The organism is Salegentibacter sp. BLCTC, assembly GCF_015143665.1.
GTDB lineage: Bacteria > Bacteroidota > Bacteroidia > Flavobacteriales > Flavobacteriaceae > Salegentibacter > Salegentibacter maritimus.
The window spans coordinates 326,796-340,144 of record NZ_WYEW01000001.1; the positions used below are offsets into that span (position 1 = coordinate 326,796).

Genomic DNA, 13,349 nt, shown 5'->3' on the forward strand with positions numbered 1-13,349 from the left:
GTTACAGGAATTATGAGGCAAATTTACTTCTTAGCTTTTATTTTCTCGTTTTCCTACGGAAATGCCCAACTGTATATTGCTCCTTCCCAAACGGGAGATTCTTATATTTACCTTAGTGATAGATTGTTATATATTGAAAATAATATAAACTTAGAAAAGAACCATTCTCCCGATACTGAAGCCAGTATTTATTTACGCAAGGAATCTCAATTACTACAAGGTGTAAAAAGCACTAATAATAATTCGGGGAACGGTTGGATTTCGGTTTTTCAGGAAGGCACCTCTAATGCTTTCGATTATAATTACTGGTCGCTACCGGTCTCTAACAATATAAGTGCTAACCAATTTGGCGCAGTAATCTTCCAGCCAAAAACAAAAACAAGAAGCCTACCCGCATTAACTACAAATAGTTTAGAAGGGAATGCTAATCCTTTAAAAATTTCTACACGATGGATTTATAAATTTTCGGGTAACAGCTACGAAGATTGGACATATATCGGAAATAATTTTGATGTAAAACCGGGAGAAGGTTTTACGATGAAAGGTGTAAATGGTAGCGATCACAACCTAATAAATGGTATAGAAAACAATCCCGGAAACCGACAACGCTACGATTTTAGAGGTTTACCCAATGATGGAGAAATAAAAGTCCAAATAAAGAATAATAAAAGCGTTTTAGTAGGCAACCCTTATCCTTCGGCCCTTCATTTACAAAGTTTTTTGTTAGAAAATCCCAACAGTACAGGAATAGCCTATTTCTGGGACTCCAGGGATAATGGAAACTCCCATTATCTAAAAGACTATGAAGGCGGTTATGGTTCGTATTCCCCGGGTGCCAATGCCTATGCACCGGCTGTTTTTAAAACTTATAATGATGGCGGTGCAGAAACAGGAAATTCTGGAGCAAATGGCAAGCATATAGCCCGGAAGTACAGTCCCATAGGCCAGGCATTTATGCTTACAGGAAAAAGTGACGGCTATATTTCGTTTAAAAATTCACATAGAAGATTTCAAAAAGAAAATAGCTTAAATTCTGAATTTAAAAATCAACAAAGAAATGAGTTTCCTTTACTGAAACTCAATGTAAATTTTAACGATTTATATACGCGCAAGCTTTTATTGGCTTTTAGGGAAGACTCTTCCACAGAAGAAGATTGGGCTATGGACGCAAAAATTTATGGCATGCTAGACAACGATGCCGGCTGGAATATAGCAGAAGCCTTATATAATATTCAGGTTAGGCCTTTTAGAAAGAACGATAAGATCCCGCTGTACATAAACTTATCTGAAGCCTCCAAATTGAGTTTCAGCATGGAAAATATTCAGGGTTTTAAAGCAAAAGAAATCTTTGTTTTTGATGCCTATTTAGAGACCTATAATTCTATTTCCGAAAACGAATTCACGATAGATTTAGAAAAAGGAAACTATAGTACACGTTTTTTTATTAGTTTTATGCAGGAAAAAGAGTACAGTCCTTTACCAAAGGAAAATGAAGTTGACCTGGAAATTACATCCCCGGAGGTAATTATTGCTCAAAATAATTCACTTTCACAATTGGAGGTAAAAATGCTGCAAGCCAATTTAAAACAAATATTACTTTATAATCTTAATGGGCAAATGATATTTAAACAAAACATAGCAGCTGGAGGCAAAGGCTATAAATTATCTACTTCCGGTATTCGGGATGCCATCTATATTGTAAAGGTAATTTCTTCTGAAAACCTTGAATTCACCAGTAAAATTAGCATCAAAAACTAATGATGGAAGAATTTATGCTACCTTGCCTTAACAAGAGCCTTACCGGGATAGATTGCTTTGGTTGTGGGGGGCAACGTGCTTTGCTTATGGTTTTTAAAGCGGAGTTTACTCAGGCATTTTTTATGTTTTCTGCTATTTATCCTATTTTGGCATTACTCGCTTTTCTAATTGTGAACCTTTTTGTAAAATTCAGATATGATTTTCAAATAAAAATTGCCCTTATTATTTTTAGTGGTGCAGTGATGCTTATAAGTTATTTAATAAAAATGAACACGTATTTTCAACTAACCCAATAAACCAAACTTTATGGAAAGACAACAACTACCTAACTCAACTTTAATTTTAATTTTCGGAATTCTCTCTATCATTGGCTGCTGCTGTTATGGCGTACTCGGTATAATTTTCGGGATCATCGCCCTGGTTATGGCAAAGAGAGCCACAGAAATATACAACGCCCAACCTGAATTATACACCGGTTACCAAAATGTAAAAACCGGAAAAATTCTTTCTATAATTGGTCTTGTAATAAGTTTAATTTATGTGATTTTTATGATTATAGCTTTAATTATATACGGTGGATTTGAAGGGTTGCAGGAAATACAAGAAGAGTTTGTAAGAGAGATGCAACAAAATCAATAAATTATCTTGATTCTAAAAAATAAAAAAAGCCCTTCTAAATAGGCTTTTTTGAGTAAACTGCCTCGTGCGATGCATTAAAAAGCCAGCTATTTTAGCTGGCTTTTATGTTTTAGGTTATGAAGATGGAAAATTTAATGTCGCTTTTCTAAAACGTTGGCAATATCTTTTAAAGAAAAACCTTTGGCCTGTAATAAAATTAAATAATGAAAAAGCAAATCGGCACTTTCATTTAAAAACAAATCATCATTATTATCCTTCGCTTCAATAACCGTTTCTACGGCCTCCTCGCCTACTTTTTGAGCTATCTTATTCATTCCCTCATCAAAAAGGGAAACCACATAAGAATTTTTATCCTCACGTAACCCGGGCTCTACCTCGCTCATTCTTTTTCGCTTGGCGATAATTCCTTCTAATTGAGATAGAAATCCAAAATTGGGCTCATTTTCTTCAGCCCAGCAAGTATCTGTTCCCTTATGGCAGGTTGGGCCTTCAGGGTTCACCGAGATTAACAAGGTATCGTTATCACAGTCATTTTTAATAGCTACCAAATGGAGGTAATTACCGCTTTCTTCACCTTTTGTCCATAAACGCTTTTTAGTCCGGCTAAAAAAAGTAACCTTTTTTGTTTCATTTGTTTTCAAAAAAGCCTCCTCATTCATATACCCTAACATCAGTACCTTTTTTGTAGATGCGTCCTGGATTATCGCCGGTACAAGTCCGTCGTTATTCTTATTAAAATCTATATTCATGTCTACTTTTCTTTTTATAAATGTCATCCTGAATTTCTTTTCAGTGCCTGCCCCGATTTTTATCGAGATCTAATTATATTTTTTTGAATAGGAACTTTTTTTAAAAGCTTTAAAAAACATCATCTTAGACCGTAGTTTCGGGATTAATTTCAGGATCCAATATTTTATTTTAAACCACTTAGAAGCTGAAACAAGTTCAGCTTTACGAAATATAGCAATAATCAAGCTTGTTTCTCTATTCTATCTTCTATTCTCTTTTTTCTTGCTATTATTTAAAGCCTAACTTCCACGCCATTTCTACGAAGTTCTTCTTTTAAGTCTTTAATTTCAATTTCCTTAAAGTGAAAAACACTAGCGGCAAGGGCGGCGTCTGCTTTTCCTTTTATAAAAGCATCGGTAAAATGCTGCATAGTTCCCGCACCTCCTGATGCGATTATGGGTATATTTAAGTCTGAAGATAAAACTGCCAATGCTTTATTGGCGAAACCTTCTTTGGTTCCATCGTTATTCATGGAAGTAAATAGAATTTCTCCTGCTCCGCGTTCTTCCACTTCTTTTGCCCATTGAAACAAATTTACATCAGTGGGCACTTTTCCGCCTACCAGGTGTACTAACCATTCACCGTTTACCTGTTTGGCGTCAATAGCCACGGTAATACATTGACTCCCAAATTTAGCAGCAAGCTCGTTAATTAGGTCCGGTTTTTTGAATGCTGAAGAATTTATGGAAACTTTATCGGCTCCATTTTTAAGCAAAATATCCACGTCTTCTACAGATGAAATTCCACCACCAACGGTAAAGGGAATATTAACTTTTTCGGCAACCCGTCTCACCAAATCGGCCAGGGTTTTTCGTTTTTCTTCCGTAGCCGAAATATCAAGAAAAACCAATTCATCTGCACCAGATTTTGCGTAGATTTCTGCTAGTTCAACCGGATCTCCGGCATCCCTTAAATCTATAAAATTTACGCCTTTTACGGTTCTTCCGTCTTTAATATCCAGGCAGGGTATAATTCGTTTTGTAAGCATTGTTTGTGTATTAAAGTTCCTTTCTTTTTTAAGGGAAAGTAACCGGGGTACATTTAATTCTCTAAAATAAACTTCTCCAATTCTTTCATTTGAATACGACCTTCATAAATTGCCTTTCCAATTATGGTGCCTTCACAACCAAGTTCAGCCAGTTTGGGTAATTCGCTAAAGGTAGAAATTCCTCCTGAAGCTATAAGTTTTAGCTTTTTATCGTCTGAAGAAGTTTCTTCCAGAATTCTGCGGTACAGTTCAAAAGAAGGACCTTCCAGCATCCCATCTTTAGAAATATCGGTACAAATCACATAGTTTATACCTTCTTGCTGGTATTCCCTAATAAAAGGAATGAGTTCTTTATTAGATTCTTCCTGCCAGCCGCTAACCGCAATTTTTTCGTTATTGGCATCAGCTCCCAGGATTATTTTTTCAGGACCAAATTTCTTAATCCAGGATTTAAAAACTTCAGGATCTTTAACAGCAATACTACCACCGGTTATTTGCTGTGCGCCACATTCAAAAGCAATTTGTAAATCTTTATCGGTTTTTAATCCGCCACCAAAATCAATTTTTAAACTGGTTTTAGAAGCTATTTCTTCCAAAATTTTATGATTTACAATATTTTTTGATTTAGCACCATCCAAATCTACCAAATGTAAATACTGAATCCCGTGCGCCTCAAAGTTTTTGGCTACTTCTAGCGGATTTTCATTATAAATTTTCCTGGTATTGTAATCGCCTTTTGAAAGACGAACACATTTACCTTCAATAATATCTATAGCTGGAATTATTCTCATTTAAAGTACAAAGTTAGAAGTTTGAAATATGAAGTATTAAAAATTAAAATTATGTTTTCTTGTTTTGTTATTTTCGTCTTGCTGTATTTATTGAGGCTACTTAATGGCCAAAATCTCTTCCGCTTCACGGTGTAAGTTTTGAGCTTTTTTAATGTCTTTACCTTTCATGATTTCCATAAATAATTCAAGAAAATACATACTCTCGTCTGCTTCTTCTTCAACGATTTTAAGTTTATTTATAAAATCGGCAGTAGATTTGGCACGTTGAGAAGCTCTATAATTTGCTCCCACAGAACTTGAACAACGGATGAGTTGATTGGCAAAAGCATTATACTCTCTGGAATAAGGTATTTCTTTACAGAAAAACCAGCAATCTAATGCGAACTGTTTTGTTCTTTTTTTTAAGTCGTTCATTACTTCGTACTTTTAATTTCGTATTTCTAACTTCAAAAAATTCCCCAGAATTTTCTCGCCCGCGTCACTACTTTTTTCGGGATGAAATTGTACTCCATAAAAATTATCTTTTTGAATTGCCGAGGTATATTCTACTCCGTATTCAGTGGATGATATGGTTTCTGAACATTCCTTAACGTAAAAACTATGTACTAAATACACGAATTCTCCTTCTGAAATTCCGCTAAACAATGGGGATTTTAGATCATAAATTTTATTCCAACCAATTTGCGGAACTTTTAATTTATTATCGAATTTCACTACGTTGGCGTGAAAAATTCCGAGGCCATCTGTATCTCCTTCCTCGCAATATGTACACATTAACTGCATTCCAAGGCAAATTCCCAATACCGGCTGTTCTAAAGTTGGAATTAGCTTATCTAAACCGGTAGACTTTAGCATTTTCATTGCGCTGCTGGCCTCACCTACTCCGGGGAAAATCACTTTATCTGCCGTTTTAATTTCTGCGGCATCGCTACTTAAAATCGCCTCGTAACCCAGTCGCTCTATCGCAAATTTTATACTTTGAATATTACCCGCCCCGTAATCTATTATTACTATTTTCATATTTTAGTTTTCAGTAGTAAGTACTATGTATTGAGATTCTTCATATCTTTTAACACACTACTTATATCTGTCATTTATTGGCTCCGTTAAAGGGTGTAATCCCCCCCTGGCTTGCCTCGAAATTAAAATTTTGTTTCCAACGAATACCTCGTGGCCTTACCTCGAAATAGTTTACTATAACATTCCTTTGGTTGATGGCAGAATCATTTTTTCGGCATCTCGTTTTACCGCCACTTTAATTGCCTTGGCAAAAGCTTTAAATATAGCCTCAATTTTGTGGTGCTCATTTTGCCCCTCAGCTTTTACGTTTAGGTTGGCCTTAGCACCATCGGTAAAAGATTTAAAGAAATGATAAAACATCTCTGTAGGCATTTTCCCCACCATTTCACGGTTAAATTCGGTTTCCCACACTATCCAATTTCTTCCGCCAAAATCTATAGCTACCTGGGCCAGGCAATCGTCCATAGGTAAGCAAAATCCGTAGCGTTCTATACCAAGTTTATTGCCCAAAGCTTTGCTAAAAACTTCTCCCAGGGCAATGGCGGTATCTTCAATAGTATGGTGTTCATCAACCTCTAAATCGCCCTTTACCTGAACCGTGAGATCCATTTGACCGTGACGGGCTATCTGATCTAACATATGGTCAAAAAATGCAATTCCGGTACTAATATCAGATTTTCCGGTTCCATCTAAATTTAGTTGAATAAAGATATCGGTTTCATTGGTTTTCCTTGAAATTTCTGCCCTTCTATCCTTCAGCTTTAAGAATTCATAGATATCTTTCCAACTATCGGTTTTAAGAGCTATAGCTTCTTTAACTTTCTCCTGGTCATTCTTCACTTCATCGGTGGCCAAATCTTCATGTGTATCTATAAAAATACCTTTTCCACCAAAATTATAGGCAAACTCAATATCTGTAAGCCGATCGCCAATCATAAAAGAATTCTTTAGGTCGTATTCTTTTTCATTATTTAAATACTTTCCTTCTAAAAGCCCCGTATTAGGTTTTCGGGTTGGAGAATTATCTTTTGCGAAAGTACGGTCCATTAAAATTTCACTAAACTCCACGCCTTCATTTTTGAAAGTTTGAATGATAAAATTTTGAATAGGCCAAAAGTCTTTTTCCGGATAAGAATCTGTGCCCAGGCCATCCTGATTGGTTACCATCACCAATTTAAAATCCAGTTCTTCAGCAATTTTTTTTAAATAGCACAAAGCTTCAGGGTAAAATTCTAATTTTTCAATACAATCTACCTGATAATCTTCCGGCTCGTGAATTAGGGTTCCATCACGATCTATAAATAATACTTTTTTCATAACTTACCTTGCAATTTCCGCAGCCTGTGCTGAATTTATTTCAGTAAAGGCGGAAATCTTTTATTTTCAAATCTTTAAACTAATATCTCTGAGTTATTTAACCAGCCAAATAATAGGCTTTATAAAATTACTTAATTCGTCATCCTAATTTTACTTCAGGATCTATGCTGTTTGGTATCGAGTATCTTAGAAGCTGAAATAAGTTCAGCTTGACGAAAACTATACTTTTTATTATTCTATACTCTTTAAAGCTTCTATTAACTTTTTATTTTCCGCTTGGGTTCCAACAGTTAAGCGTAGTGTATTTTCGCAAAGCGGTTGCGTAGTACGGTTTCTAATTACTATTCCTTTTTCTAACAATTGCCCATATCTTTTATTGGCATTATCTACTTTTACCAAAATAAAATTAGCATCAGATGGGTATATTTTCTCAACAAACCCAACATTAGCTAAAGCCTCACTTAAGAGGGTTCTTTCTTTAATTAAATCGGCTATTTCAGAAACTATCTGCTCTTTTTTAAGCACTCTATCTAAAGCCCTTACTTGCGTTAATTCATTTACATTGTAAGGAGGTTTAATTTTATTTAAGATTTCAATAATTGCTGTAGAAGCATAGCAAATTCCTAAGCGTATTCCCGCCATACCATATGCTTTAGAAAGTGTTTGGGTAACTACCAGATTTTGATATTGCCCGAGTTTATGTAACCAGCTTTTTTCTTCTGAAAAATCTATATAGGCCTCATCTACAATCACTAAACCATTAAAACTTTCCAGAATTTGTAAAATCTTTTCTTCTGAAAATGAATTACCCGTAGGGTTATTGGGAGAACATAAAAAGATCATTTTTGTATTTTGATCTACCGAATTCAGAATCTCTGTTACATTAGGTTCAAAATCTGAATTTAGCAAAACTTCCCTATTCTCTATGTTATTGATATTGGCCAGTACTTTGTACATACCATAGGTAGGAGGCAAGGTAATTATATTATCATCTCCCGGCTCGCAAAATGCACGAAACAGCAAATCCAGTACTTCATCGCTTCCATTGCCCAGTAGAATATTTTCTGAAACAATACCCTTTAATTTTGCCAATTCAGCCTTTAGGTTACGTTGCTGCGGATCTGGATACCGATTTACATCGGTTCGAAACGGATTTTCATTTGCATCTAAAAAAACCATTTCAGAACCCGTAGACTGGTATTCGTCCCTGGCGGAAGAATAAGGCTTTAAAACGGCCACATTAGGCCTTACCAGATTATTTATATTAAATTTATTCATTGAATGGTCTTTAATCTTCATTCTGAATTTATTTCAGAATCTAATATGTTCTAACAGTCTATATCTTAGACCCTGAAACAAGTTCAGGGTGACGAAGAGAATAAATTCAGAATGAAGATATTTTTAGTATTACTTTAATTCTTTTAATCGTAAGCTCACCGCATTTTTATGGGCTGCCAAACCTTCGGCTTCTGCCATTAACTCAATGGCAGAACCAATTTCGCGAATACCTTCTTCAGATATTTTTTGAAAAGTCATACTCTTCATAAAACTATCTAAGTTCACTCCGCTATATTGTTTGGCATAAGCATTTGTGGGCAGGGTATGGTTGGTTCCCGAAGCATAATCTCCGGCACTTTCGGGAGTAAAATTTCCTATAAAAACCGAACCTGCATTCTGAATACCTTCGGTGAAAAAACTTTCGTTAGTCGTACAAATAATAAAGTGTTCCGGGCCATATTCATTAATTAAATCCAGAGCATCTTTCTCTTTTTCAACATATATTAGCCTGGAGTGGGCTATGGCCTTTTCAGCAATATCCTTTCTTGGTAAAACTGCTAATTGATTGGTTACTTCCTTCTCTACCTCTTCCATTAAACTTTTAGAGTTGGAAACAAGCACTACCTGGCTATCTGCCCCGTGCTCGGCCTGGCTTAACAAATCTGAGGCAACAAAAGCTGCATTGGCAGAATCATCGGCTAAAACAAGTAATTCAGAAGGGCCTGCCGGCATATCTATAGCCACATTATAACGAGTTGCCAATTGTTTCGCCACGGTAACAAACTGATTGCCGGGACCAAAAATCTTATAGACCTTTGGGATGGTTTCGGTACCAAATGTCATTGCAGCAATTGCCTGAATCCCACCAACTTTATATATTTTAGTCACACCACATAATTCTGCGGTATATAAAATGGCTGGATGTACATTTCCATTTTTATCTGGCGGCGTACACAGTACAACTTCTTCACAGCCGGCAATATTTGCAGGAGTAGCCAACATTAAAATTGTAGAAAATAAAGGAGCACTTCCACCCGGGATATATAATCCAACTTTTTGAATAGCCCTTTTTTCCTGCCAGCACTTTACTCCATTAGTTGTCTCAACCTCTATTCTATCGGTTTTCTGTGCAGCATGAAATTTTTCGATATTGCTTTTAGCCAATTTGATAGCATCTTTCAATTCGTTGGAAACCTTAGCGGCAGCAGTAGTTACTTCTTCTTGTGTAACTTTTGTTTGCAAAAGATTTATTCCATCAAAAAGTTCGGTATATTTTGATACTGCGGTGTCCCCTTTTGTTCTTACTTCACTAAAAACCTGGTTTACGGTTTCTTCAATATCTTCTATAGTTTGCGTAGGCCTTTTTAAAATTTTGGCCCATTCAGACTTAGCAGGATTATAAAATTTTTCCATCTTAAAGTACCATTTTTTCTATAGGTGCAACTAAAATACCTTCGGCACCATTTTGTTTTAATTCATCTATTACCTCCCAGAAACGTTCTTCATTAATCACGGTATGAATAGAACTCCAGCCTTCATCGGCAAGCGGAAGAATTGTAGGACTTCTCATTCCAGGCAGTAATTCGATGATCTTTTCTAAATTTTCATTGGGAGCATTCAGTAAAATATATTTAGAAGTACGCGCATTTAAAACCGATTTCAATCTAAATTGCAATCTCTCTAGAATTTGCTGTCGTTCTTCTGAAATTTCAGGAGAAATAGCGAGCACGGCTTCACTCTTCAACATAATTTCTACCTCTTTTAATCCGTTTTTAAACAAAGTGCTACCGCTGGAAACAATATCACAAATACCATCGGCTAACCCAATATTAGGAGCTATTTCTACCGAACCATTAATGATATGAAGTTCGGCTGTAATACCTTTCTTCTCCAGGAATTCATTTACCGTGTTAGGATAAGAAGTGGCAATTTTTTTGCCGTCAAGATCTTTAAGGCTATTGTACTTCATAGATTTTGGCACAGCCAAAGAAACACGACATTTTGAAAACCCAAGTTTTTCACCCTGAATAATATCTTTTCCTTTCTCAATTAGCACATTCTCGCCAATTATGGCTACATCAACCACTCCATCTCTTAAATACTGTGGTATATCACCATTTCTAAGATACATTACCTCTAACGGAAAGTTACGTGATGAAGCTTTAAGTTGTTCTTTTCCATTATCTATAGAAATACCGGCATCTTTCAGTATCTTGAGGGAATCTTCATTTAATCTACCCGATTTTTGAATAGCAATCCTTAATTTTTCCTGACTCATTTTTTAAATTTCTTTTACGCTTTAGTTGTTGGTTATAAAGTAAACTATCTCGGGGCAAGCCCACGAGGCATTCGTTGGAAACAAATTTTTAATTTCGAGGCAAGCCTCGGGGTATTACACCCTTTGGCGGTGCCAATAAAAAAACCCGTTTGAATAGCTCAAACGGGTTTTAAATATGCTGAAAATTACAACACACCAAATTTACCTCGCCTGAGCGCAGTAATAAATATGATGGTGATGTAATTGAAAATTCTTCATTGTGATTACAAATCTAAATATAAATTTTAAACTGCAAAACAGCTTTCTTATTTTTTATAAATTTTTGTCTAAAACAATATAATTAATTCTCGAATTTCAAATTAATCATCAATAGCACTAAAAAGCATTTGCCTGAATTTCCAGGCGGTTTCATCGCCGGTATTTCCCCGTGTTTGCTTCAACAAAATACCGATTACCTGCTCCTGGGGATCGGCAAAATACTGCGTGTTAAAATAGCCACCCCAATCGAAAGTACCGGCACTTCCCTGCCCTCCGGTTATTTCTCCTGTTTCTGTTACCACGCCAAAAGCAAGACCGTAATACTGATTCGGAAAATTAAACTTTTCCCCAACCTGGTTCCCCATAATAATAGCTACTGTTTTTCGGCTTAACAAACGAGTACCATTATACTCCCCTCCATTTAAATACATTTGAAGAAATTTGGCGTAATCTTTTGCCGTACCCGATAGCCCTGCACCACCTGAAAAATAAGTGCCATCTTTTGTTAATGGATAATTCGTATTATAAAATGTATTCGGAAAATTTGTCCATTTGCCATCTTTTCTATGCTGAATCGCCACCAGACGATCTTTTTTTGATGAAGGCTGATAAAATCTTGTGTCGTTCATTTGTAGGGGATCAAAAATTCTTTCTTTCAGAAATGTATCAAAATCCTGCCCTGAAATTACCTCGATAAAATAACCCAAAACATCTAACCCTACACTATATGTAAATTTTTCACCGGGTTCATGGTGTAAGGGCAAAGCGGCCATTTTCTTTATATTTTCACCAATGCTAATGTCTTCTTCGGTAAATAACTCGACTATTCCTGCCCTGGAGTAAATTTTCTTCATACGCTGGTCACCATCTATCCTTCCATAACCCAAGCCTGAAGTATGCGTTAAGAGATGCCGAATAGTAATTTCATTTTTAGCCGGTGTCGAGGTGTAACTACTGTCTGCTTCGTTAAAATCTTTTAAAATTACCGGATTTTCGAATTCGGGAATATACTTAGAAATAGGATCGTCTAAACGAAACTTCCCTTCCTCCCATAGCATCATAACCGCGGTAGCCGTTATGGCTTTTGTTTGTGAAGCCAATCTAAAAATCGCATCTTTTTCAAGTTCTTTTCCCGATGCATTTGCATCTCCATAGGCTTTATGAAAAACAATTTTACCGTCACGGGCAATTAGGGCAACTGCACCCGGTATTTGATTTTCATTTATGGCAAATTGAAGCATCTCTTCAATTTTCTGTATTCTTTCTGAAGATATTCCTACTTCAACAGGATTAGCTGATTGAAGTGTCCCGGAATTGGTAACCGAAGTGGTTTGGGCAAAAACAGCAAGGCTTCCTATAAAAATAGAAAGCCTTGCAAAATTTAAGAAAATAGATTTCATTTTCATTATTTTAATTTCCTCCACCTAAAATTAAAGGCATTCCATCTTCACCCGAACCTATAATCACGGTTTTAGAATTACCCGATCTGGCCAGCTCCAGCGTTGCCTGAATTCCTTTTTCTTTCAGGATATTTGGGGTTAAAGAGGCATTCAAGATATCGTTGGCTCGTGCTTTACCTTCAGCATCAATACGCTGTCTTTCAGCTTCTTGCTCAGCTTTAGTTAAACGAAATTCGTATTCCAAAGATTCTTGCTCCTGGCGTAGTTTACGCTCAATTGCATCTTTAATATTTGGCGGAAGGGATACATCTCGCACCAAAACTTCATTTACCTGCACATATTGATCTCTAAGTAAAATTTGAGTTTCTTCTAAAATTTCTTTCTGAATCGCTTCTCTTTTACTCGCATATAATTGCTCAGGATTATACCTTCCTACCACCGCCCTTGCGGCCGATCTAACTGCGGGCTGAAGTAAACGCTGAATATATTGCTCGCCTTTTTCTCTATGTAGTTTTCCCAGTTGCTCATAAGAAGGTTGAAACCAGGTAGAAGCATCTAGCTTAATTTCAAGACCATTAGAACTTAAAACCTGCATTTTTTCTTCTAAAGATTGTTGCCTTACTTCATAAACATATACTCTATTCCAGGGTGCTACAAGGTGAAAACCTTCATTTAAAGGCGGTTCATCGGTAACCACACCACCTCCAAAGGTTTTATACAAAACCCCTGCCTCACCAGAACCAATTGTAACGGTAGATTTTGCGACAAAAATTATTAAAATAACGATTCCTATAAGAATAGGAACTCCAAGCTTGGGTAATCTTTCCATATAT

The 13,349-nt window shown here is 36.2% G+C and carries 14 protein-coding genes; 3 read left to right on the forward strand and 11 right to left on the reverse strand.

Annotated features, from left to right (window positions below; all coding sequences use genetic code 11):
• Nucleotides 1-12: 12 nt before the first annotated feature.
• Genes GUB10_RS01490 through GUB10_RS01500 form a run of 3 tightly spaced genes read left to right on the forward strand, consistent with a single transcriptional unit; the run spans nt 13 to nt 2,397 of the window.
• Nucleotides 13-1,758, forward strand: coding sequence for a T9SS type A sorting domain-containing protein (locus GUB10_RS01490; RefSeq protein WP_193709670.1), 1,746 nt, complete (start codon nt 13-15; stop codon nt 1,756-1,758).
• Nucleotides 1,758-2,054, forward strand: coding sequence for a DUF2752 domain-containing protein (locus tag GUB10_RS01495; protein ID WP_227740269.1), 297 nt, complete (start codon nt 1,758-1,760; stop codon nt 2,052-2,054). Before GUB10_RS01490 ends, GUB10_RS01495 begins: the two co-directional genes overlap by 1 nt.
• Before the next feature lie 10 nt (nt 2,055-2,064).
• Nucleotides 2,065-2,397: a CCC motif membrane protein gene (locus GUB10_RS01500; RefSeq protein ID WP_193709671.1), complete on the forward strand. Its 333-nt coding sequence runs from the start codon at nt 2,065-2,067 to the stop codon at nt 2,395-2,397.
• Between the two features lie 131 nt (nt 2,398-2,528).
• On the opposite strand, the gene hisIE is transcribed toward GUB10_RS01500, so the two are convergent.
• The 11 genes from hisIE to GUB10_RS01555 all read right to left on the reverse strand — a co-directional run bounded on the left by hisIE (nt 2,529) and on the right by GUB10_RS01555 (nt 13,345).
• Nucleotides 2,529-3,146: a bifunctional phosphoribosyl-AMP cyclohydrolase/phosphoribosyl-ATP diphosphatase HisIE gene (gene hisIE, locus GUB10_RS01505; protein WP_193709790.1), complete on the reverse strand. Its 618-nt coding sequence runs from the start codon at nt 3,144-3,146 to the stop codon at nt 2,529-2,531.
• Nucleotides 3,147-3,418: 272 nt separating this feature from the next.
• Nucleotides 3,419-4,174 carry an imidazole glycerol phosphate synthase subunit HisF gene (gene hisF / locus GUB10_RS01510; RefSeq protein ID WP_193709672.1) on the reverse strand — a complete coding sequence of 252 codons (756 nt, stop codon included), beginning with the start codon at nt 4,172-4,174 and terminating at the stop codon, nt 3,419-3,421.
• Nucleotides 4,175-4,227: 53 nt separating this feature from the next.
• Nucleotides 4,228-4,965 (reverse strand): 1-(5-phosphoribosyl)-5-[(5-phosphoribosylamino)methylideneamino]imidazole-4-carboxamide isomerase, encoded by a 738-nt coding sequence (hisA, locus tag GUB10_RS01515; protein ID WP_193709673.1) that lies wholly within the window; start codon nt 4,963-4,965, stop codon nt 4,228-4,230.
• 96 nt (nt 4,966-5,061) lie between these two features.
• The gene (locus GUB10_RS01520) at nt 5,062-5,379 is read right to left on the reverse strand and encodes a four helix bundle protein (RefSeq protein WP_193709674.1); all 318 of its coding nucleotides are present in this window, start codon (nt 5,377-5,379) and stop codon (nt 5,062-5,064) included.
• Between the two features lie 12 nt (nt 5,380-5,391).
• Nucleotides 5,392-5,985 carry an imidazole glycerol phosphate synthase subunit HisH gene (gene hisH, locus GUB10_RS01525; protein WP_193709675.1) on the reverse strand — a complete coding sequence of 198 codons (594 nt, stop codon included), beginning with the start codon at nt 5,983-5,985 and terminating at the stop codon, nt 5,392-5,394.
• A gap of 174 nt (nt 5,986-6,159) precedes the next feature.
• Entirely contained in the window at nt 6,160-7,302 is a 1,143-nt protein-coding gene (gene hisB / locus GUB10_RS01530) for a bifunctional histidinol-phosphatase/imidazoleglycerol-phosphate dehydratase HisB (protein WP_193709676.1), read from the reverse strand.
• Nucleotides 7,303-7,533: 231 nt separating this feature from the next.
• Nucleotides 7,534-8,580 (reverse strand): histidinol-phosphate transaminase, encoded by a 1,047-nt coding sequence (gene hisC / locus GUB10_RS01535; RefSeq protein WP_193709677.1) that lies wholly within the window; start codon nt 8,578-8,580, stop codon nt 7,534-7,536.
• Nucleotides 8,581-8,709: 129 nt separating this feature from the next.
• On the reverse strand, nt 8,710-9,993 hold the full coding sequence (hisD, locus tag GUB10_RS01540) for a histidinol dehydrogenase (RefSeq protein WP_193709678.1): 1,284 nt from the start codon (nt 9,991-9,993) through the stop codon (nt 8,710-8,712).
• Nucleotide 9,994: 1 nt separating this feature from the next.
• Nucleotides 9,995-10,858, reverse strand: a complete 864-nt coding sequence (gene hisG, locus GUB10_RS01545; protein WP_193709679.1) for an ATP phosphoribosyltransferase — start codon at nt 10,856-10,858, stop codon at nt 9,995-9,997.
• A gap of 359 nt (nt 10,859-11,217) precedes the next feature.
• On the reverse strand, nt 11,218-12,516 hold the full coding sequence (locus GUB10_RS01550) for a serine hydrolase (protein WP_193709680.1): 1,299 nt from the start codon (nt 12,514-12,516) through the stop codon (nt 11,218-11,220).
• Between the two features lie 10 nt (nt 12,517-12,526).
• Nucleotides 12,527-13,345 carry a prohibitin family protein gene (locus GUB10_RS01555; protein ID WP_193709681.1) on the reverse strand — a complete coding sequence of 273 codons (819 nt, stop codon included), beginning with the start codon at nt 13,343-13,345 and terminating at the stop codon, nt 12,527-12,529.
• Between the last annotated feature and the right edge of the window lie 4 nt (nt 13,346-13,349).